At 65.4% G+C, this 21893-nt stretch carries 19 protein-coding genes; 6 read left to right on the top strand and 13 right to left on the bottom strand.

Annotated elements, in window-relative coordinates; genetic code table 11:
• Window positions 1–82 precede the first annotated feature (82 nt).
• Window positions 83–1513: a DHA2 family efflux MFS transporter permease subunit gene (locus H074_RS25745; RefSeq protein ID WP_007032999.1), complete on the top strand. Its 1431-nt coding sequence runs from the start codon at window positions 83–85 to the stop codon at window positions 1511–1513.
• Here H074_RS25745 and H074_RS25740 read toward each other — a convergent pair.
• The 8 genes from H074_RS25740 to H074_RS25705 form a co-directional block, all read right to left on the bottom strand.
• The gene (locus tag H074_RS25740) at window positions 1497–2615 is read right to left on the bottom strand and encodes a cytochrome P450 (RefSeq protein WP_007032998.1); all 1119 of its coding nucleotides are present in this window, start codon (window positions 2613–2615) and stop codon (window positions 1497–1499) included. The genes H074_RS25745 and H074_RS25740 overlap by 17 nt on opposite strands.
• On the bottom strand, window positions 2615–2923 hold the full coding sequence (locus tag H074_RS25735; protein WP_007032997.1) for a MoaF-related domain-containing protein: 309 nt from the start codon (window positions 2921–2923) through the stop codon (window positions 2615–2617). The genes H074_RS25740 and H074_RS25735 overlap by 1 nt, the downstream gene beginning before the upstream one ends.
• A gap of 173 nt (window positions 2924–3096) precedes the next feature.
• Complete coding sequence (locus H074_RS25730) at window positions 3097–4632, bottom strand: FAD-binding oxidoreductase (protein ID WP_007032996.1); 1536 nt, start codon at window positions 4630–4632, stop codon at window positions 3097–3099.
• On the bottom strand, window positions 4629–4964 hold the full coding sequence (locus H074_RS25725; protein WP_007032995.1) for a MoaF-related domain-containing protein: 336 nt from the start codon (window positions 4962–4964) through the stop codon (window positions 4629–4631). Before H074_RS25725 ends, H074_RS25730 begins: the two co-directional genes overlap by 4 nt.
• The gene (locus H074_RS25720) at window positions 4964–6625 is read right to left on the bottom strand and encodes an aromatic amino acid ammonia-lyase (protein WP_051072011.1); all 1662 of its coding nucleotides are present in this window, start codon (window positions 6623–6625) and stop codon (window positions 4964–4966) included. The genes H074_RS25725 and H074_RS25720 overlap by 1 nt, the downstream gene beginning before the upstream one ends.
• Window positions 6626–6684: 59 nt before the next feature.
• A complete protein-coding gene (locus tag H074_RS25715) occupies window positions 6685–7863 on the bottom strand; it encodes a cytochrome P450 (RefSeq protein WP_007032993.1) in 1179 nt (392 codons plus the stop codon).
• On the bottom strand, window positions 7860–8564 hold the full coding sequence (locus H074_RS25710; RefSeq protein ID WP_007032992.1) for an O-methyltransferase: 705 nt from the start codon (window positions 8562–8564) through the stop codon (window positions 7860–7862). The genes H074_RS25715 and H074_RS25710 overlap by 4 nt, the downstream gene beginning before the upstream one ends.
• 15 nt (window positions 8565–8579) lie before the next feature.
• Complete coding sequence (locus H074_RS25705; protein WP_039923406.1) at window positions 8580–9548, bottom strand: aldo/keto reductase; 969 nt, start codon at window positions 9546–9548, stop codon at window positions 8580–8582.
• 143 nt (window positions 9549–9691) lie between these two features.
• Here H074_RS25705 and H074_RS25700 point away from each other — a divergent pair, with 143 nt between their 5' ends.
• The gene (locus H074_RS25700) at window positions 9692–10834 is read left to right on the top strand and encodes a cytochrome P450 family protein (protein ID WP_063705448.1); all 1143 of its coding nucleotides are present in this window, start codon (window positions 9692–9694) and stop codon (window positions 10832–10834) included.
• A 22-nt stretch (window positions 10835–10856) separates the two neighbouring features.
• Here the strand turns inward: H074_RS25700 and H074_RS25695 are convergent, their stop codons facing one another.
• Both H074_RS25695 and H074_RS25690 read right to left on the bottom strand, forming a co-directional pair.
• Complete coding sequence (locus H074_RS25695) at window positions 10857–11558, bottom strand: response regulator transcription factor (protein WP_007032989.1); 702 nt, start codon at window positions 11556–11558, stop codon at window positions 10857–10859.
• An 81-nt stretch (window positions 11559–11639) separates the two neighbouring features.
• Entirely contained in the window at window positions 11640–12851 is a 1212-nt protein-coding gene (locus H074_RS25690; RefSeq protein WP_007032988.1) for a cytochrome P450 family protein, read from the bottom strand.
• A gap of 513 nt (window positions 12852–13364) precedes the next feature.
• Between H074_RS25690 and H074_RS25685 the strand changes: the two genes are divergently transcribed.
• Window positions 13365–14138 (top strand): helix-turn-helix domain-containing protein, encoded by a 774-nt coding sequence (locus H074_RS25685; protein WP_152521498.1) that lies wholly within the window; start codon window positions 13365–13367, stop codon window positions 14136–14138.
• 77 nt (window positions 14139–14215) lie between these two features.
• Here the strand turns inward: H074_RS25685 and H074_RS25680 are convergent, their stop codons facing one another.
• On the bottom strand, window positions 14216–17095 hold the full coding sequence (locus H074_RS25680) for an AfsR/SARP family transcriptional regulator (protein ID WP_152521497.1): 2880 nt from the start codon (window positions 17093–17095) through the stop codon (window positions 14216–14218).
• Between the two features lie 209 nt (window positions 17096–17304).
• Here H074_RS25680 and H074_RS25675 point away from each other — a divergent pair, with 209 nt between their 5' ends.
• The gene (locus tag H074_RS25675) at window positions 17305–17568 is read left to right on the top strand and encodes a hypothetical protein (protein WP_039923473.1); all 264 of its coding nucleotides are present in this window, start codon (window positions 17305–17307) and stop codon (window positions 17566–17568) included.
• 232 nt (window positions 17569–17800) lie between these two features.
• Window positions 17801–18673, top strand: coding sequence for a lipoprotein (locus tag H074_RS25670; protein WP_007032984.1), 873 nt, complete (start codon window positions 17801–17803; stop codon window positions 18671–18673).
• Window positions 18674–18954: 281 nt separating this feature from the next.
• Here the strand turns inward: H074_RS25670 and H074_RS25665 are convergent, their stop codons facing one another.
• Entirely contained in the window at window positions 18955–19647 is a 693-nt protein-coding gene (locus tag H074_RS25665; RefSeq protein ID WP_007032983.1) for a hypothetical protein, read from the bottom strand.
• Between the two features lie 608 nt (window positions 19648–20255).
• Here H074_RS25665 and H074_RS25660 point away from each other — a divergent pair.
• Window positions 20256–21284 carry an arabinose dehydrogenase gene (locus H074_RS25660; RefSeq protein ID WP_007032982.1) on the top strand — a complete coding sequence of 343 codons (1029 nt, stop codon included), beginning with the start codon at window positions 20256–20258 and terminating at the stop codon, window positions 21282–21284.
• Window positions 21285–21343: 59 nt separating this feature from the next.
• Here H074_RS25660 and H074_RS25655 read toward each other — a convergent pair whose 3' ends face one another.
• A complete protein-coding gene (locus H074_RS25655; RefSeq protein ID WP_235096880.1) occupies window positions 21344–21535 on the bottom strand; it encodes a hypothetical protein in 192 nt (63 codons plus the stop codon).
• Between the last annotated feature and the right edge of the window lie 358 nt (window positions 21536–21893).

Here is a 21893-nt window from a genome sequence, read left to right as displayed (position 1 = left end):
TCAGCCGGTGATACGACGCCTGTGGACCGTACCTCCCCGCGGCTACGGTCAGGGGCCGATCGGCCTGCGTGTGGGAGGCGATGTGACCGGATCAGAGGGCAAGCCGTGGGGAGCGTTGGCCGCGCTGTGTTCGGGCGTGTTCCTTTTCATGCTCGACACGGCGATCGTGCCGGTCACGGTGCCGGTCATAGTCCACGAGTTGTCGACGAGTCTGAACTCCGTGGTGTGGGTGACCAGCGTGTACCTGCTCGCTTCCGCGGTGCCGATGTTGTTCACCAGCAAGCTCGGCATGCGCTACGGGCCCAAGCGAGTGTTCGTCACCGGCCTTGCGTTGTTCACTGCGGCCTCGGTCGCCTGCGGTGCCGCCACTGATGTCGGCACCCTCATCGCGGCCCGAGGCGTGCAGGGCCTCGGCGCGGCGCTGATGACACCGCAGACTCTGACATTGCTCACGCACCTGTTCCCGCCGTCGAGCCGTGGTGTGGCGATGGGTGTCTGGGGAGCCGTGTCGGGCCTCGCGACGGTGATGGGTCCCCTACTGGGCGGCGTGGTGGTGGACGCGTTCGGTTGGTCGTGGATCTTCTACCTCAACGTGCCGGTCGGTGGTCTCGCGCTGGTCCTCGCGGTGGTGTTGATACCGGACTGGCGGCCAGGCGACGCCGGCCGCTTCGACGCACCGGGCATCGTGCTTTCGGCCGCGGGGCTCCTGCTGTTCGTGTTCGGCGTGCACAACGGGCAGCTGTTCGGCTGGGGCGAGATCCGGGCCGGCGTCACCGTGCCACAGGTCATCGTGGGCGGGCTGATCCTGCTGGTCGCGTTCGTGTGGTGGCAGCGGATCACCGGGAGTCCGCTGGTGCCACTGAGGATGTTCGCGAACCGGGACTTCGCCGCCGGTGTAGTGACCCTGGTGTTCTTCAGTTTCGCCGTGACCGGCATGTTCTTTCCGTTGATGATCTATTTTCAGACCGTGCTCGGTCTCTCGCCTTCGGCCGCGGGGATGCTGACGGCACCCATGTCCTTGTTGTCCGGCGCGGTCGCGCCGTTCGGTGGTTGGCTGGCAGGCCGGTTTGACGCGAAGATCATGCTGGTACTCGGTCTCGTGCTGGTCGCCGGTGGGCTGGCGGTCATCGCGACGATGGCGGAGGCGGGCACGAACCCGTGGTCGCTTCTGCCGGGGCTCCTGCTGTGCGGAATCGGCATGGGACTGGTGTTTTCGCCGATGAGCACCTTGACGATGGGTTCGGTGCGGCCCGAGCTTCTCGGACCCGCGTCCGGCACGTTCAACACGGCCTTCCAGCTCGGTGGCGTGCTCGGCAGCGCCACCGTCGGGATGGTGCTGCAAGCCAGGATCGCGGTGGCGGGGGAGAACGCCGGCGCCAGCGGTCTGACGGAGGCCGTGCGGGAGAGCTTGTGGCTGCCGGTCGGAGTGCTGCTGACGGGCGCGCTCGTCGCGACAAGACTGCGTTCCGCCTGGCGGCGGGCGGAACGCAGTCTCGTCAGACCGGAGAGGTGAACCGTACCGGCAACGAGGTGAGCAGATGCATGATGCCACCCGGCTGCCATCGCACCCCTTCCTCTCGCACCGTGATACCCGAATCAGAGTGAAGACGAAGGAGCGCGGCGACGGCGGCTTCCGCTTCGACTCGTGCCAGGTTGGCACCCAGGCAACGGTGGATGCCGAAACCGAACGACAGGTGCGCGTTGTCCACGCGCCGGATGTCGAAGGTGTCCGGATCGGGGAATCGGTCCGGATCCCGGTTGATGGCGGGCATCGAGCAGATGACGATCTCGCCGGTGGGGATCGTGACGCCGTCGATTTCGAACGGTTCGGTGGTCATGCGGAACGCGGTCACGTCCAGCGGCGATTCGAACCGCAGTGCCTCGTCGACCATGCCGGGCAACAGCGAATCGTCCGCCCGTAACGTTGCGAGCTGGTCCGGGTGCGTCAGCAGCAGGTGTACCGCTTTGGCGATCAACTGGCTCGCCGCGGTCTGTCCCGCGATCAACAGGACGAACACCATCGAACTCAGCTCGTCGTCCTCCAGATCGGCGGCGATCAGCCGCGAGAGGAGGTCGTCACCACGGGCGAGTCGCTTGCGCCGCACCAGGTCCGCCGCGTACTGACTCAGCCACTCCGCCGAAGCCTGCAGCTTGTCGCTGATCAGCAGCAGTTCGGAGACGAAGGTGTCCGACCAGTACTGGACGTCCGGGCAATCCTCCTCCGGGATCCCGATCAGCGCGCCCAGTACCAGGGTCGGCAACGGTTGCGCGTACTCCGGGACGAGGTCCACCTCCACCGATATGTCCACTTTGGACAGCAGGCGATCGGCGATCCCGTCCGCGAGCGGCCGCATCTCCTGCACGCTTCGAATGGTGAAGTTCTGGGCGACCAGGCGCCGCAACCGAGTGTGCTTCGGCGGGTCGGTGTTGAGCATGTCCTGCGCCATCACCTCCCGCACGGAGGCGGGAAGGGCGGCGAGCGGCGCCTTCCCGCCCATCCGCGAGGTGTCGTTGGACAACGTGGTGTCGCCAAGCACTTTTTTCGCGAGTGCGTACTTGGTGACCATCCAGACGCTTCTCCCGTCGGGCAGTTCGATCCGATCGACCGCGGGCATCAGGCGTCGACCCTGCTGATCTTCCCGGTGAAGTTCATCATCGAGCTGTCGTGGTGTACGAACATGGTCGTGTTGACGGTGTTCGCCGCGAGATCCTCGATGGCGACCATGGACGCGTATCCGCCGTCTTCGAACCGGAGCAGATAGAGGTTGTCGCGCAGCTTGGTGACGGCAAGGTCGACCGTCATGGTCGAACCGTCGGTCGGCAGCACGAAACTGAGTTTGCCCGGGACCCGGTAGTCGTGCTCGAACGCGATCTCGCCGTAGTCGATACGCCAGATCTGTCCGGTCAGCGGGAAGTCGTTCATGATTTTCTCCCTAAGGGTGGTCGATCTTCAGGACCGTGGTTTTCAACCTGCGGGGGAATCTCGTTTCCACAACAGCGCGAACGAACCGAAGGGAAGGGTCCACACCCACGCTTCGATCGCGCCCGAGTGCCGCCTGGCCGACGTTGCGCGCCGATCGCGGCGCCAAGGCACGATCATCGAGACTCCCCTGTGGTGGTGGGGCAGGTGACGGACAACTCGTGCCGGAACACGTCACCGGGGTCCCAGCGGGCCTTGACCTGTTGCAACCGTGCGTAGTTTTCCTTGTGGTAGAGCTCGTGCCAGCGCACGCCCGAGGTGTTCCAGGCCGGGTCGGCCAGATCGGCGTCTGCATAGTTGATGTAGGCACCGTCGCTCACTTCGCCCGGTACCGGCACCCCGCCTGTCTCGCGGTAGACATCCCGGTAGAACTCCCGGACCCAGCTCAGGTGCGTGGCGTCTTCATCGGGCTGGGTCCAGTTGACTCCGAAAAGGACCTTGAGCACGGAGTCGCGCTGGGCGAGGGAGGTGGCCGCCGGGGCCACCGCGTTCGCCGTTCCGCCGTAGGAAACCAGGCAGAGGTAAGCCTCCGGATGGGCGTAGTCCGCTGTGGTGAGATGAGCGTGGACGGTGGCGAGCTGCTCGTCAGTGAAACGCTTGCGCAGGTAGCCGGACTTCACCTTGGCCCGACTCTGGGCGTCCTGCGGGATCGGATCCTTCGAGACGGTGGTGGCGAGCATGCCCTGCCACCACGTCCGGACGGACCGTAGCCGCAAGCTGGGTTCGGCCACCCCCTCCGCGAGTGCGGCGACGAAGTCGTCCGCCAGTTTTTCCGCTCCCGGCTCGTTGGTGCCGGTCTGCACGTCGAGCACGATCTTGCCCGCGGACCGGTGCGGGATCATCAGGACACTGTGCAGCGCGGTGGCGGAGGAACCGGGGTCGCTGTTGCGTTCCGACCAGTTTCCGTGGTTCGCCATGAAGCGTACGAACGTGTCCTGGGAAGCGAGGTCCGGCCAATCCCACATCACCAGGTCACATTGGATCGCCGGGGGTGGGGCGGGCAGTGACCGCGCCGGGTCGTCTCCGGTTGCGGCCGCCGAGCGCAGCCAATATCGGGTAACCACACCGAAGCTGCCGCTCCCGGCCCCGGTGTGCGCCCACCACAGATCGTGCTGGGGGTCCCGAGGATCACGGGTGGCGACCACGGCGCGAACCTCGCCGTCCGCTCCGGCCACGACTACTTCCACCGCCTCGATGTATTCGGCCACCGTGCCCAGGCTGCGGGACAGTGCGCCGAAGCCCCCGCCCGCGAAGTGTCCACCGGCGCCCACCGAAAGGCAGACACCACCGGGTACCGTTACCCCCCAACCGAAGTACAGCGTCCGGTAGACCTGCTCCATCGTCGCGCCCGCCTCCACGACGAAGGCGTTGCGCCGGTGGTCGAAGTCCACAAGCGACATCCGCGACATGTCGATGAGCACACGGACGGCCGGGTTGTCGACGAAGTCCTCTCCACAGTGGCCTCCGCTGCGCACGGCGATCCTTCGGCCGGTCCGTACCGCGTCGGCGACCACCCGGACCACCTCCTCGGTGGACCGCACCGGGTGTATCTCGTCGGGACGGTTCGCGAACCGGGGGTTGTGGCCACGTCGGATCAGGTCTTCGTAGCGCGGGTCACCGGGAACGACCGCGGGAGGCGTGGGGCCGGTCACGGTTCCACCCGGCTCAATACGCCGGTCATGTGCAGCAACGTGTGGTCGCGCAGGATCATCGTCGAAGTGACCTGGTGCGTGGCCAGGTCCTCGACCGCGACCACCGAGGCGTCCGTGTCCTGGAAGGCGAGCACGAACACGTCGTCCCTGATCCGTGTGACCGTGAGATCCACCGTGAGTCTCGTGCCGTGCTTCGACACGAAACTGATCTTGCCCGGCTCCCGGTAATCGTGCTCGATCACCATATCGCCATAGTCGGCCTGCCAGATTTCCCCGACGAGCGGGAACTCCGCCTGCCTTGCCGGCTTCTGTGTCGCGTCGGTCTCGGTCATCACTCACCTCCGTGTCCGTTGGCTGCCGGGGCGGCCGGTGACGTGACGCTGATCAGCGCACCGGATCTGATCAGCTCGACGACCGCGTGGATGTCGCTCTCCATCGCCCGGTCGTCTTCGACGAAGGGCACCCGCTCGCGGATCAGGGCGTGTGCCGCTCTGGTCCGGCTGGACGCCTGCGCCGTCCCGCGCAGGTCCAGGGCCTGGCACAGCGCCAGCAGGTGGATCGCGGCCACCTCTTCGGCCATCGAGACGACCTGGAAGGCGTCCCGCGCGGCGATCGCGGACATGCTGACCTTGTCCTGGTTGTGCGCCTCGCTGGACCGGGAGAACACGCTCGCGGGTGTGCTGGTCTTCAACGCCTCCGCGGTGATCGAGGAGCACGCGATCTGCATCCCTTTGAACCCGTGGTGCAGACCGGCGCGCCAGTCCGTCGGGGCATGGCGGGGGATCAGGTTCGGAGTCAGCCCGTTGTTGAACTTCTCGTCCACGACGAGTTCGAGCTGGCGGTCCAGCAGGTCCGCGATGTTCGCCACGGCCACCTTGAGCGAGTCCATCGCCTGCGCGACGTGTCCGCCGTAGAAGTTGCCGCCGCTGTGCACCTCGCGTGCGGCCACGTCGAACAACGGATTGTCGTTGGAGGAGTTGATCTCGATCTCCACCCAGCGTCGGGCCCAGTCGAGCGTGTCCCGCAGGACGCCGACCACATGCGGAGCGCACCGCACCGAATACCGGTCCTGAATGGACCGCTTCAGCTCCGCGTATTCCTCACCGCCCAGACCGCCGGTCAGTTCGATGACCTGGCTGTGGTCCAGTGCCAGCTTCGAATCGGTCAGCAAACGGGCGACCTCTCGAGCTGACGTGACCTGGCCGGGATGCGGTTTGGCCAGGTGGATGAACTCCGCGAAGTGCCCGCGGTTGCCCAGCAGCGCCTCGGAGGCCATCGCCGTGCTCAGCTCGGCGATCCGGGCCAGCCGGGTTGCCCCCAGACAGGCCAGTGCGGCGAACGCCGACGAGAACGACGTGCCGTTGATCAGCGCCAGGCCCTCCTTGGCCTCCAGCGTCAACGGCGCGAGACCGACCTCCGCGAGTACCTCCCCGGCCGGCCGCAGCCGCCCGTCATAGGTGACGTCGCCTTCGGCCAGCAGGCTCGCTGCGAGGTGACACAACGGCACCAGATCACCGCTGGCCCCGAGCGAGCCCCGCTGGGGCAGCCGGGGCAGGATCCCCAGGTTGAGCTGGTCCACCAGCCGGGCGACCACCTCCGGCCGGACTCCGGAGTTGCCTTTGGCCAGACAGTTCGCCCGGATGAGCAAGGTCGCGCGCACCACGTCTGGCGGTGTCGACGGTCCCGTTCCGTTCATGTGGTAGCGGATCAGGTTGTGCTGCAGTTCGGCCGACTTCACCGGCGCGATCTGCCGGATCACGCTGTCCCCGAAGCCGGTGGTCACGCCGTAGATCGCGTGGCCTTCGGCGACGAGGTCGACCTTCAGCTCACGGGACCCGGCCATCAGCCGCAGGGACTCGTCCCGCAGTGCGACCCCACTGCCTTCCACCGCGACCGCGTGCAGGTCTTCGAGGGTCAGCGTGTTGCCGTCGATGACGATCGGTGCGCCGGTCTCCAGCGTTCCATCGGGGGCCGTCTTCACATCCACAGACATCGAAGCTCCGTTCACAGATCTTGCAGCGGGGTGATCACGGTCGCGGCGGTTCCGGACGGTCACCATCCGACCGGCATGGTCCGTAACCCGCGTATGCCCATCTCGGTGTTCCACACCGCCTCTCCCGCCGGACGGAGAGTGGGTATCCGCCTCAGCAAGGCGCCCAGCTCCTCGTACAACGCCATGCGGGCCAGCTGGGCGCCGAGGCAGAAATGGATGCCGTGCCCGAAACCCAGGTGGCGGTTGTCCTCTCGATCGAGGACGAGCTCGTCCGCGTCGACGAACACCGACGAGTCGCGGTTGGCCGCCGCCATCGACACGAGAACCGGTTCTCCGGCTCGCACCGCTACGCCGCCGATCGCGATGTCTTCGGTGGCGTAGCGGGGGAATGGCGCTCCTTCGACGAGGGGCACGAACCGGACCAGCTCCTCGACGGCACTCGGGAGCAGTCGTGGTTCGGCGACCAGCCGGTCCCACGTGCCCGGCTGCCGCATCAGCGCGTGGACGAAGTTCGGCACCTGGCTCTGGTAGGCAGGCAGCAGGATGTCGATGCACACGTTGACCAGTTCGTCCTCGCTGAGCCGGTCCCGCACATCTCGGGCCGCGATCAGCGCGGTCATGAGGTCTTCACCCGGCTCGCGCCGCCGGCGCTGCACCAATTCGGCCATGTAGCCGTTCAGCTTCACGTGGTTCGCCCCGAACTCCTCCGCGGACATCGCGCCGGTGGAGAGCACGCCTTCACAGAGTCCGCGGAAACCGTCCCGGTCCTCCGGCGGGATACCGAGGAGTTCGAAGATGACAGTGGACCGTGCCGGTTTGGCGTAACCCTCGACGAGATCGACAGGCGGCGTGCCGGAGGCGATCCGCCCGGCCAAGGTGTCGGTGAGCTCGTGGACCTTCGGTCGCAGGGCCGCGACCTGCCGCATCGTGAACGCCTTCGCCACCAGCCCGCGGATGCGGGAATGGTCCTGACGATCCATGAAGAGCAGGCCTCCCCGCTGCACTCCCTCGGTCGTGCGCGGACAGTTCTCGGTCATCGACATCGCCCTGGAGAACCGGGGATCCGCGAGCACGAACCGGACGTCTTCGTACCGGGTGGCCAGCCAGGCGGCCTCGCCGTAGGCCTGTTGCACCCGGACGAGACCCGGGGTGGTGCGAGCCCGGCGATACGACTCGTTGAGTTCCAGGCCTTCCTCGTCGAACGGGAAGTCCCACACGTCCGCGTGCACCGAGCTCACTCCTGTTCCCGGCTCTTCTTGCGGGCGATGGTGAGTCCGTCGGACATCGGCAGCATGACGGTTTCGAAGCGATCGTCCGCCGCCAGTCGCGCGTTGAGATCGCGCAGGGCGGCCGACGCGCCGCGGATCAACTCCGAGGGCGCCAGTTCCGGAGCGAGGACGTACCCGTTGAACAACGCGTTGTCGACCAGAAGCAGGCCGCCGGGGCGCAACATGGGCTCGATCAGGTCGAAGTAGACACCGTAGTTCTCCTTGTCCGCGTCGAGGAACGCGATATCGATCCGGGTCTCCTCCGCGGCGAGTGCTTCGAGCGTCGCCCCGGCCGGGCCGAGCCGGAAGTCGATACGGTCGTCGACACCGGCCCACTTCCAATGGTGACGTGCCACGTCGAGATGCTTGTCGCTGATGTCACAGGTGATCACCCGGCCAGTGGTGGAGAGGCCTCGGGCGAACGCGAGCGCCGAGCAACCGGTGAACGTGCCGAGATCGAGCACGATCGCGGCCGACTGGACCTTGGTGAGCAGGGTCATCAGGTTCGCCTGCTCCTCGGGCACGAGCATGATCGAAAGTTCGCTCACCCGCTGGGTTTCGTCCACCAGACTCGTCATCACCGGGTCCAGTGGTGTGCCGCTGCGCAGGACGTACTCGCGCAACACTGGACTGATGGGTAGGTGCTTGAATTCGCCGAATCGCCGGCCCATTGCCACTCCTCGTTGTCAGACAAGTCGTTCGGGATAGCCGACGTACGGTGCGGAGACCTCGTCCAGCCGGGTCCTGATCTCCTTCGGCAGCTCGAGTGATTCGGCGGCCAAGGAATCCCTGAGTTGTTCCGCGGTGCGTGCTCCCACCACAGGGGCGGTCACCGACGGCCGGTCCCGGACCCAAACCAGCGCGATCGCGACGGGAGCGGCGCCGAGTTCGGCGGCCGCCGACGCCACCGCGTCGACGATCTCGTCGGTGCGGGGTGCGTCCAGGTGATGGCCGACGTACCACCGGAAGAAGGGACTCTTCGCCCGTTCGAGCGGCACACCTGACCGGTACTTCGCGGTGAGCACTCCTCGGCCCAGCGGTGCCCACGGCAGCACCGACAGCCCCAGTGCGGCGGCGGCAGGGAGCACCTCGCGCTCGATACCGCGTTCCAGCAGTGAGTACTCGACCTGTGTGCTCATGAGCGAAGGTCCACCGCCGAGCCGCCTCCTGGCCGCGAGCGCGGTCTGCCAACCCGAGTAATTGCAGATCCCCGCGTTCCGGACACGTCCACTTTGTACAGCGGTTTCGATCGCGGACAACGTCTCCTCGATCGGCGTCCTGTCGTCCCAGACGTGCATCTGCCATAGGTCGACGTAGTCCGTCCCGAGTCTGGTGAGCGACGCGTCGAGCGCGGCGAGCAGAGACTCCCGCCGGGTGTCCGCGTCGCCTGGCTTACCTCCGGGAACACCGCCGGCTTTGGTGGCGAGTACCACCGACGAGCGGGGCACGACCGTTCCGAGCAGCTCGCCGATGACCTTTTCGCTCGCGCCCGCGCCGTACACGTCGGAGGTGTCGAGGAGATTGCCGCCCGCTCCGACGAACTCTACGAGCTGTTCAGCGGCCTCGTCGCGGTGCGTGGTGAGTCCCCAGGTGGCGGTGCCCAATGCCATCCGGGAGACCTTGATACCACTACGTCCGAGCTCTCGTTGTTTCATGACGGCTCCGGATCACTGGTGAAGGAATCCTTGTGGTCGAACGGTATCCGTAACGCCACCGGAGCCGTCGATAGGAAAACGTCCAGGGAAACGTGGACGATCGGCGAATGGACACCGAGGGTGATCTCGTCGAATCTGGGCCGATGAACGCTGCGACCGTGAGTTCGCCCGGTGTCACCCGTGTGGACCTACCGGACGGCCGTACGGTGTGGATGGTCACCAAGTACGGCCTCGCCCGCCGAATGCTGAGCGACACCAGACTCACCAGCGATTCGTCCACAATGGGCGAGATGGCTCCGCTCGCGTCACTGCCCACCGACGTCAAACGGATCATGGAACGCGACATGCTGAGCCAGGATCCCCCGGTGCACACGCGGATGCGCAAACTGGCGGCGCCGGGTTTCACCACGCGAGCCGTCATCGCCGTACGGCCCGCCATCGAACGCATCGCAGGCGACCTGGTGCGAAAGCTGTCCCCACGGTCCGAAGTGGACCTGGTCGCCGACTTCGCCGTCCCGCTGCCGACGTTGGTGTTAGGCGAGATCTTCGGAATTCCCGCGGACGAGTGCGCGCAGGTGCGCAGCTGGTCGGACGTCTTCGCCGCGGGCCTCCTGCCGATCAAGGACACCCTGCGGCCATCGATCATGTGGCTGAACGACTACGCGAAAGATCTCGCCGGACGACGGCGTTCCGACCCCGACGATGGCCTCATTTCGCGCTTGACCGCCGACCTCGATGACGACGAGGTCAGTTCGATGGTGTTCCTGTTGCTGGTTGCGGGCCAGACGGCGACCACGCAGCTGATCGCCAAAGGCTTGAACCTGCTGCTGACCCACCCCGAGCAGCTCGACCGCGTGCGTGGGGACCGGTCCCTCCTGTCCGGTGCGGTCGACGAATTGTTGCGCTACGACCCCCCGCTGCGCGTGACGGCGTTCCGGATGGCCGTCGAACCCATCGAGGTCGAGAACGTCACCATCGCCGCCGGCGACGTCGTGATGTGTTCCGTGACCGAGGCGAACCGCGACGGAGAGCGGTTCACCGACCCCGATCGGCTGGACGTCGGCCGCCAGGACAACCAGCATCTCGCGTTCGGCCACGGTATCCATCGTTGCCTGGGCGCGAATCTCGCCAAGGCCGAGGCCGAAATCGCGTTCACCACCTTGCTGGACCGCTTCGAGCGGATCGAACTCGCGGTGCCCGCCGTCGATCTGAGGTGGGAAGACGTCGGAATCATGAACCAGTTGACCGCGCTGCCTGTGCGGTTGACCCCGGCGAAGGCCGGGTGAGCGCCCTGAGCGCGGCACTGAGTCAAGTGACGATGGGGCTGGGGGAGGGGAGCCGGGACTGCCCCTGCTCGAGCTCGAACAATCCCGAATCGCAGGCGATGATCGCCGCTTGAACGCGGTTGGCGCAGCCCAGCTTGGTCAGCAGATGACTCACATGCGCCTTGACCGCCCCTTCGCTGACGTACAGTCGGTGCGCGATCTCCGCGTTGCCGTATCCCTTGGCGACTTGAGCCAGCACCTCCCGTTCGCGGGGGGTGAGCGCGTTGATCCGGTCCTGGGCGTGACAGGCCTGATTACGGGTGTAGCGAAGGAATCGGTCGGTCATCCGCTGGGCGATCGACGGTGAGATGATCATCGAATCCCCCGACGCGACGGCAGTGATGACGTTGATCAGTTCCTGCGGGGGCACGGGCCCTTCGAGCAGGCCTGCCACACTCCCGGTCAGGGAGAAGTACGCGACTTCGTTCGTCGTCACCGGGGCGATCACGACGACGCGCGTGGCGGGCAGTTCACAGCGGAAGCTCCGGATGGTCCGGGTCAGCGACTGGTCCTTTGTGGTCAGATCAATCACCACCACGTCCGGTTGGTTGGCGAGAACCAGTTCCGCGATCCGTTCCACGGTTCCGGTCTGCGCCGCCACCTCGATGGTGCCGGATGCCTTGAGAACACTGCATATGCCGACGCGGAAGATTTCATCACCGCCGGCGACAACGACCTTGATCATCGGACTCCCAGTGCGAATTCCGTACTCGGTAATGGTGGAATCGGCAAAACCTTCCCAAGGGCCCGCCCTGCCGATCCGTCGTCAACCCACCACGACGGGCAGGGAGTCGAGCCTCCGCATGAACATTCCCGGTCGCCAGCGGATTTCGTCGTCGGTCGCGGCCAGGCGGATCTCGGGGAAGCGGGCGAAGAGCGTCGACAGCCCGACCGCCGTTTCCAGTCTGCCCAGCTCCGCTCCCAGGCACCGATGGCGACCATGGCTGAACCCGAGGTGTTTGGATGTGTCACGGGTGATGTCGAAACGGTCCGGGTGGTCGAACTGGACCGGATCGCGATTCGCCGCTCCGGTGGAGATCAGCAGCAGCTCACCCGCCGGGATGGTGGCACCGTTGAGTTCCAGCGGATGGTCGAGATAGCGCGGGGTGAGCATCCGGAACGGCGTCTCGAAACGAAGGACCTCCTCGACGCAGGCGGAGATCAGCTTCGGGTCGGCGCGCAACCGCTCCAGTTCGCCGGGATGGCCCAGCAACACACGAATCCCACTGCCGATCGCACTGGCGGGCTCCAACCCGGCGATCAACAGGAGGGTGACCATGGAGATCAGTTCGGCGTCGTTCAGCGCACCGTCGGATGCCGCCTCGACCACCGTCGTGAAAAGGTCGTCGGCCGGTTCGGCTCGCTTGAGCGCGATCATCTCCTCCGCGAAACTCCGCATCCCGCGTCCGGCGTCCTCCACCTCCGCTTTGGTCGGCGCCGTGAGGATCGCGGTCTCCCAAACCGGAAACTCGCTGCGTGAGCCCTCGGGAACACCGAGCATCTCGGACAGGCAGATGGCTGAGAGTGGCCTCGCGTACGCGTCGATGATGTCGACAGGTTCCCGCACCGGCAACCGATCGAGCAGTTCTCCGGCGACCTGCTCGATCCTCGGCCGGTGCTTGGCCAGACGGGACGGAGTGAAGTGCCGGGCGACCACGGCCCGCATCCGCCGGTGATCGGCGCCGTCCTGGTCGAGCATGCTGCGACGCAATTCGCGTGGCAGCTTCGGTTTACGTCCGGCGTCGATCAGGTTCTGCCCGACGACCTCGTGACGATGTTTGATCAGATCGCGGTGGAGGGTGGAGTCCGCCAGGAGGGTTCGCGCGTCCTCGTAACGAGTGATCACCCACATCCGGAAGCCGCCGTTCTCGACCGGCACCGCCGCGTGGGTGCTCCGTAGTGCCGCGAGCGTGGGATAGGGATCGCGCATGAACGAACGACTGAGCAGTGGTACGAGGTCCTGGTCCAAGACGGTCACTCTCCCTCTCGACGCCCGTGTCATCAACAGGCTGTCGGATGTCATCCGAGACATGAGGCTTGCCGAACTCTAGCGAGATGGTCTGCTCGTACTCACCGAAGTTTCGCCCCTCGGAACTCCTGCTCGAGCAGTTGCGGAAGCGAAGCATCGCGGTCGCGGCACAGGATGGATGCCGGTGGCGTCGGCTTGTGCAGGGCAGGCGGCCACTGCTCATGGGCAGCGATACACCACGAATATCCAATGAGGACAAAGGGCTGCCGTTGTGGCCGGGGACTGACGTGTTCGCTACTCTACGTGCCGAAAGGGGTGCTGTCCGCGAAAGTTCGGGCATTGTGGACGGTGTGGACCCAGCCATGAGATGTCAATCGCGAACGGTCCGCCAGGGCGGTCAAGGCAGATTCGCTAGACGAAAGGCTCGGTCGAAGTCGACCGTGGTCTCGATGGGCTGACATCGACTTAGGATCGTCATCGGTAGGCAAGCAGATGCCGACAGTCGACCCCCTTGGATTCCCCATGAACGCGTCTTTGGCAAGCAAGTCGGAAGAGGACGGCTTCGCCGGCGGCACAGGTCATACTGCCGTGGACAAGGCGATGGTCGTCCTGGCGTCGTTGATCACGAGCGAAGTTCCACTCAGCCTTACCCAGCTCAGCCAGCATACCCGACTCGCGAAAGCGACAGTGCACAGGGTGCTCGCCGCGCTGCAGGCCCACGGCATGATCGTCAGGGCAGGCGACAAATATTCTCCCGGCGGTATGGTGCAGCCCGATCGCAGTCCCGAAGACGGTTTTGTCGCGTCGCTACGCCAGCACGCCACGCCTTATCTTGTCGATCTCCATCAGATGACCGGTCATACCGCCAGCATCAGTGTGCTGGCCGGTGAGTCGGCTCAGCTCGTCAATCAGATTTTCGGGCACCGGACGCCAAGGTTGCCGAATGTGGTCTCGGTCACTTCGCGCTTTCCGCGAACCGCGATAGGCCAGATTCTTCACGCGTATCAGGTCGGGCGGGACATCGGGCTTTGCGCAGCTCCGGATACCGACCGGTTATCGGAGATCCGCCGTACCGGCCTCGCGCAGGTAGACGATGTCGTACAGAAGGTCACGACCATCGCGGTGCCGCTCACCGGCGTACAGCGGCCGGCCGCTCTGGCAGTGACCGGTCATTTCAAGCAGGTCAACCCCCTTATCGCGGCCAGGGCCCTCAGGCGGGCGGCCTTCGAGTTCGGCAGGACGTTGATGGCATATCGGGTGATCGCGAACCCGCTTGAGCGGACCGCGTCTCATTGATCGGCGGCCGGCGTTCCCGTCGCGCGAAATAGGCACCGGTGAGGAGTCGCCGGCGTCGTCGGTCTCGCCGATCGGTGTCAAGATGTCGCGCCCGTGTCGAGCGAAGCGAGGAAGGCGAGCGTCACATCGGACTCCTCGCCGCCGAGTTCGAGGAAGATGTCCAGCGCGCGGTGTGCGTGTTTCCTTGCGTCTTCGTACTGGTCCATCCGGCGGCGCAGTTCGGCGATTCCCAGCAAAGCAAGGGCTTCGTGGTAGCGGTCGCCTTGTCTCACGCACAGTTCGAGTGCTGCTTCGTATTCTCGCATCGCCGTCGTCATATCGGCCATGTCCCGGTACGCGTGTGCGACGTTCACCATCATGTTGGCCTCGAGCAGTGCCGCGTCGCAGGCACGGGCGGCTTCCAAGCCGAGTTCGGCGTAGCGCAGCGCTTGTTCCGGTTGACCGGATTCGACGTACAGTTCGCAGAGGGCGTCGATGCTGCCTGCCTTCTGGTAATACGGCGATTCGGGCTTCACCAGCTCGACTGCTTCGCGGGCGTAAGTGATGCCCTCTTCGTACCGCTTCATCTCGCGAAGCGTGGATGCCAGATTGGCCAGCATGCTTGAGCGCAGGTGGTCGTTGTCAATGCCGCGGGCCACGGATAGTCCGCGTTCCAGGTACTCGACAGCGATTTCGTTCCGTCCGATCCGGGAGTTTCCGATGCCGAGGAACATCAGAATACGCGCCTTGGGGCCTGGATCGGCCAGTTGCTCCGTGGAAGCCAGTGCGATGGTGAGGATCTGGATCCATTCCGACATCAGTCCGGTCGAATAGAAACTGTTGTAGGTGCACCAGGTCAATTGCCAGGCTATCTCGTGTTCGCCGATCTCTCCCGCATGTTCGATCAGGGCAGCTACGTTTTTCGTTTCTTCTTCGTACCATTTCCACGTCGACTCGCGGGTAGTGAAGTCCGGCAGCGGATGCGTCGTTCCCGGAATCGCGAGAGGCGGTAGCGGGTAATCCTTGATCAGGCGTACGAGCGCCGCGCGCATGCCGGTCAGATACCAGACCATGAGCTCGCGGATCGCTTCCCGGCGGACCTCCGGGGGTTCTTCGCTGTATGCCATTTCGCCGGCATAGACCTTGATGAGGTCATGGAAGCCGTATCGATCCGATTCGGGTTCGAGTAAATGCTGTTCACTCAGGGTGCGGAGGAGCCCTTCGGTTTCGGCTACGGGCCTGTCGATCAGCGAGGCCGCGGCGAAAGCGCCGATGTTCGGAGCCCGGACGAGGCCCAGCAGACGGAATGTCCTGGCCAGTTCATGGTCGAGGGAGGTGTAGGACCAGGAGATGACACTTCGCACGGAAGTCATCTCGTCATCGTCGACATGGAGGTTGTCCAGCCGGTCCTGTGCGGCGTGCAGGTTCTCGACGAGTTCACGCAGGCTCGTATCCGGTCTTCCCGAGATCTTCTCAGCCGCGACCCGCAAGGCCAGCGGCAGATAGCCGCACAATCGGACGAGTTCGGCGGCCGCGGCCGGGTCGTCGTCGATTCGTTGCGTGCCGACCGTGTTGCGCAGCAGGTCCAGCGCTTCGGATTCGGTCAGCAGCCCCAGGGTCAACCGGCGTGCCCCGTCCCTGGCGACCAGGCCACTGAGCCGGTTGCGGCTGGTGACGAGCACCAGACTGTTCGACGTGCCCGGCAGCAGATCACGTACCTGCTCCGTCGACACGGCGTTGTCCAGCAGAATCAGCACTCGTTTGTCGGAGAGCACGGTCCGGTACATCGAGACCAGCTCGTCGGGTTCCGATCGTTGCCGCGTGCTGCCCAGTGCCCAGAGCAGCTGGCCGAGCGCGTCGTTCGCACTGAGCGGCGCGCGGTTGGGGTCGAAACCGCGGAGGTCCAGGTACAGCTGACCGTCCGGGTAGCTCCCGGCGACCATCCTGGCGAACCGCACCGCGAGCGTGGTCTTGCCGATCCCGCCCGCGCCGTCGATCGCCGAGATGACCAGAGCCTTGCCGCTCGCTCGCGTCGCCGCGCACCACGCCGCCAGCTGTTCCAGTTCGGTCGCCCGGCCGACGAAGTCGGGCGCCTCGTGCGGCAGCTGCGCCGGAACCTGGGGGCGTGCCTGTGGCGGTGTCTCGGCAGGGGATTCCAGTCCCGATTCGGAGCGCAACATCCGCAGATGCAGCTCGGTGAGCGCGGCGCCGGGATCAAGGCCGAGTTCGTCGGCGAACAATCGGCGCACCGCCTCGAACTCGGCCAACGCGTCCGCACGGCGCCCGCTCCGGTAGAGGGCCAGCATGAGCTGCGCGCGCAGGCCTTCACGAAAGGGCTCCGCTTCCACGGCCTCGCCGAGTTCCGTCACCAGTTCCCGATGTCTGCCCGCCGCGAGCATGAGTTCGGCCCGCTCTTCGACGAGCTGGTAGCGCAGTTCCGTAAGACGGACGCGCTCCGATTCCGCGAACGGTCCCGGCAGGCCGGAGAGCGGAATCCCGCGCCACTGGGCCAGGCATTCGCTGATCAGGTCGGCCGAGGCGGATCCCTTGCCAGCACGCGCCAGGCTCCGTGCTTCCGCGAGCCGGGTCTCGACCACGTTCAGGTCGAGTTCCCGCTGGCCCAGGACGAGCTGGTAGCCCGCTCCAGTGCGCGTGAGCACGGCCTGGTCCGAGACGGACAGTGCGCGGCGAAGGCCGTGGATGTAGGTGTGCACACTGCCTTCGACGGACGCCGGTGGGGCATCACCCCAGACACCATCGATGAGTTCGGCGCGCGAAACCGTCTGGTTGGCGCGCAACGCGAGAATGGCGAGGACGGCCCGTTGCCGGGGAGGACCGAGAGTGATCTCCTGTTCTCCCGCGCGGGCCTTCACCTCACCCAGTACCTCTACCCACATGGTCTGTTCAACACCGGCCACGACTCTCCAACCTCCAGCCGAGAACCAGAATCGCGTACTAGGCGTGATCGGGCAGGCCAAGTGTGGCCTGATATGCCCTTTATTACCCACAGCTCTGGACTTTCGATCACGGCACGGGATGTCCGTCAGCGGAAATGAACCGTGCCGTCGAGTGGGCGCGCCGTCGACGCTCTCGGGATCCGCTCGTCTCCACAGCCAGTGAAGAAAGAATGAAGTGTACCGCCGCAAGCTGAAAGCGGCAGAATAGCCGAGCTGGGACGGTGATCGTGATGACCGGTATCAGAATCGAATTGAGCCGGCGAGAGCGGGCCATACTGCGGGCGGTCGCGGCCGGGCGCGGTGTCCTCATCTCCAGTTGCGAACCCGCCCTCACGATCGACGGCTGCTGGTGCGATCACATCGCGGTGCACAACCTCATCGAAGTAGGGCTCATCAGGGAAGAGCGCCACGTGGCGTACGGCCAGCCGACGCCCGCGGTGATCACGAGAGCGGGAGTGGCCGCGCTCGCCGAAGACGCGGGTATCGCCGCCTGAACCGCAGGGTTCGCGACGTGCGTGCCCGAACTTCTATCAATGCTTCCCTGAAGTCTCTTTTTGCTTGACAATGCCTTCAGCTGGCGAGTTTCCCCGCGAAAATTTCGAAAATCCTTTTGAACCGTCCCGGCGATTGAGTCGTGTGGGCGGCATAGGGCCTCCGAAAAGTTTGGAGGCAGGGTGTAGGGAGATCAACTTGTTCAGTAAACGACTTGTATCCGTTGCCGCCCTCATGACCGCGGGAGCACTGGCTCTGGCGGCCTGTGGCTCACCGGCTTCCGCGCCCAGTCCGGCGGCGCCGGCGCAGACGGAAGCGGGGGATGGCGCTCCGGCCCTCCTCGTCGGTACCGCCAAGGCGAACGATACACAACCGAAGACAGGAGACTGGGCAACCGGCTCGGACGGCACGCCGAACACCGCCGAGCAGACCACCGCCCGCAAGTGGGTCCAGCTCATGGCCTCCGAGGCGGGCGAACTGAATCCGGTCGTCGTGAACGGAGCGGGCCTGACGCTCTATCGGTTCGACAAGGACACCGCCAAGCCGTCGAAGTCAACGTGCGACGGGGAATGCGCGAAGACCTGGCCGCCGGTTCTGGTGACCGGCGGAAGCAAGATCTTCCTTGCCGGTGTGAAGAAGTCCGCGGTGGGCACGGTCGAGCGGAGCGACGGCACCCGGCAGGTCACGATCGCAGGCTGGCCGGTATACCGGTTCGCGAAGGACACCGAACCGGGTGACACGAAAGGCCAGGGGGTCGGCGGTACCTGGTTCGGCGTCACACCGAACGGTCAGAAGGCGGGTCAGGACGGCTCTGTCACTGTTCCGACGACGACGACGCCCTCGTCGGAGGAACAGCGGCCCGCGACAAGTGCGGTTCTGTTCGATGGCAGGAACTTCAGCGACAACGAGTCTTCGCAGGGAGTGGCCGGGAACGGCTGCAAGAACGTCACCCGCCCGGGTGTTGCCTCGTCGATCGCGGCTTCCGGTTCGGTGAAGATCTGGAGTGAGAAAGACTGCAAGGGCAAGTCGCTGAGCATCGACGGCGATGTCGCGGATCTCGCGAAGGTCGGCTTCGACAACGCTGTGGCTTCGGTGTTCTTCGGCTGAGCGTGACAAGGACTCCTTGAGAGATCCGCATTTGCTTACCTGATGGCCCCCTTCCTTGCGCCAGGCGCAAGGAAGGGGGCCATCACGTACTTCCCCCGAGCAAGGGCCGCGGGTCACGAGTAGGTACCTACGAGAGGGGTAAGCCAAAGGTGGCGTGTCCGTGGGGAGGCCGTGCCGCGAAAGCCACAGTGCAACGCTGAACGTTGCCACTGTGGCTTTCGCAACCTCGCACCTTTGCCTGACCCCTCAATAAGAGAGGTCCACCGGCCCACAGCACCCGTTCAGGAACGCTCCGGCCGACTCTGTCGCCTGGCCTTGCGCATGGCCTCGATCGCCGGCCCCAGCGCGGCAGAGGAAGACGAGCCCGCGAGGGCGAAGACGGGCGAGGTCCGCTCAGGTGAAACTCGCGGGCGAGGGCCGGACCGGGCGGGACGGGACATTTCCGGGACAGGCCGCCGCAGGTTCGCGAGCAGGGCTGGACTGGGTTTCGCGGGGGCCGAAAACGGAACCGCGGCATTCGGCTGCGACGCTTCCCGGACCTCCGCGACCACCGGTTCAATGCCGGGAGAGACGGTGTCCGGGGCTTCGAGGGGCGAAGTCACATCGGAGAGCGGCGAAGAGGTGTTCGACCCGGTTCGGTGCAGACGCAGGGACGCGGTCAGTTCGCGAACGGCCGCGAACGTGTCCGGATGGACGATATGACGCTTTCGCCGAACGGGTGCCGGAGGATTCTTCCGACGTTCTTCGACGGTCGTCACGGTGACTTTCGACTTGATCCGGTAGCTCTGGGCGTACTTGGCCGCCGAACGCTGATGTTTCCGCCCCGCGCCGAAGGGCCTGAGCCGCATCAGCCGGTTCAGTTCGGGGTCGAGTTCGTCCTCGACGTCGTGATCGGGGCACGTGCCACGCCACGCGCAGCCGTTGATGGCACAACGGCGTAAATGAACAGTTGATTCACTGGTTTCCGCGGCCATGCCTCACCGTACGGTGAGGCATGCATGACTTGACTGAATGTATGCCTCAACGGCCAGTGATCGTGCCCTTATTTCCCACCTCCGGGTATCCTCACCCATGGATCGGCGAGATTCCGGCCGGTCGCGCTCGGTCACCTTTGTCCAGTAATGTTGCCCCACAAGGCGGCTGATCCCGGGTAGGGTCATCGGTGCGGGACGTTCGGAGGAACTTCTTGACAGGGCACAAGTGCGGACCCGTATCGGCATGGCTTCCCTGAAACGGAATTCTCGGATCTTCCGAATGCCAGCCGGCGGCGGTCTGCTCCCAGGTACCCCGATCGACGGAGTAGGCCGCCGTTTGTCCGCTATTCACGGAAAATCACCGTGGAGAATGCGACCTCGGCCGGTACCGAAAGGGTCACTCCCGTGTTACGCTGCCAGCAGAATCGAGGGGGTCTGTATCTCCCTTCGGGCACGTATCGGCGTGTTCGCGCTGCCTGCGACGGCTCTGGAACCCGTCAGCTTCGCGCGATACTGAGGGGAGTACCGGTGAGCTTGGCGAGTTTTGTTTCGCATGGCGCGACCTGCCTATGAAGTCTCCGAGTGCCCCGGATGGCTTGCCCTCGACGATGCGGGCGGTCCGATTCGATTCCGTCGCCGGGAAACTGGAACTGGCGGAAGTGCCGATTCCGGCGCTTGAGCGGGACGAAGTCCTGGTCAAGGTGGCCGCCTGCGGCATCTGCGGGTCCGATGCGGCCCGGATGGACGGTTTCGTCCAGTCTCGGATGCCGATCTACACGCCGGGATATGAAGCCGCCGGGGTCGTCGCGGCGGTCGGGGACGACGTACGGTCGTGGACACCCGGTGACCGAGTGGTCGTCGCGGCAGGCCGGGAATGCCGCAACTGTCCCGAATGCAGGGAAGGGCGCGGTTCGGACATCTGCTCCGACCTTCGGCTGATGGCCGTGCACTACGACGGTGCGTGGGCCGAATACCTGGTCACTTCCGCGACGGCGTTGGTCTCGGTTCCCGACGCGATGCCGCTGGAGCATGCGGCGGTTCTCTCCGGCGCGGTGTCCACGCCCTACGGCGCCATCGACACCGCGCGGTTGCGACCGGCCGAGGCCGTCGGCGTCTGGGGTGTTGGAGGACTCGGTACTCATCTCGTCCAGTTGGCCCGGATCTGCGGGGCCACGCCGATCATCGCACTCGACAGGCGTCCCGAGGCCCGCGAACGGGCGCTTGACCGGGGTGCGGACGTCGCTCTGGATCCGGCGAACAAACGTGTCGCCTCCTATATCGCGGAGATCACGAGAGGCCGGGGGCTGGACGTGGCGTTCGATTTCGTCGGGCGTGAGTCGACGTTCGAGCAGGCTCGGGCGGTTCTGGGCGAACGAGGACGTCTGGTGCTGGTGAAGAGAGCGCCCGAGGGCTCGCTGGTCGAGCATTTCTCTGAAGGGGAGGATGGCCGGACCGTTATCGGCCACACCGGATACCGCGTCCGCCACCTGAAGGCTCTGGTGGAACTTACCGAGCGTGGGCGGCTGGATGTCTCTTCGTCGGTCAGCGCGATTCTTCCGCTGGCGCGGGTCGTGGAGGGACTCGCCAAAGTGCGTGAGTACGAGGGCAATCCACTCCGGGTTCTGCTCCGGCCATGAATACGCGGCACCGATCGGGTGGCCGCCAGGTCGGCGGTGGTGACCCCGTGGAACCGCGATCACAATTCCTCGGGTCCGAGCGACCAGGTGACCTGACGTCCCTTCTTCGTCGCCTTGACCCGACGGAGGCGCTCCAGGTCGTTGAGTAATTCCGAAGCGCGGGTCTGATGGATCCGCATGGCGCTCGCCACCTCGATCGTCCGCAACGGGGGCAGGTGGTTCTGTTCGGTCTGCCGGAGCAGCCAGATCACCTGACCGATTTGGGTCCACAGGGGATCTCGATCGAAAGCGTCCTGTTCCTCTTGGGGCATGTGCTGCCGACATGACGGCGCATACCGGCGCAGAGGCGCGGAATAACGGACCACGCCCTTGCAGGCGCCACCGGAACGTGACTTGCACCCGCAGCGTGGCCTGTCGACTTTGAAAGCGGTCACGGATAGGCCTGTCGGAATATTCGAGTTGATCGGCGAGTACGGGCTCCGTGCTGCCGAGAAGATGGACATCTTCCAGGCTTTCAGGGGTGGTGCTCGGTGTCGAGGCAGGAAACCGGTGACTTTTGGACCTTGACTCACCGCGAGAAGAGGAGGCTGCCGAAAAGGCCGCGTACTG

The organism is Amycolatopsis decaplanina DSM 44594, from assembly GCF_000342005.1.
GTDB classification, from domain to species: domain Bacteria; phylum Actinomycetota; class Actinomycetes; order Mycobacteriales; family Pseudonocardiaceae; genus Amycolatopsis; species Amycolatopsis decaplanina.
Note: the sequence above shows the minus strand (reverse complement) of the source record. Positions and strands in the feature narration are given on the sequence as shown.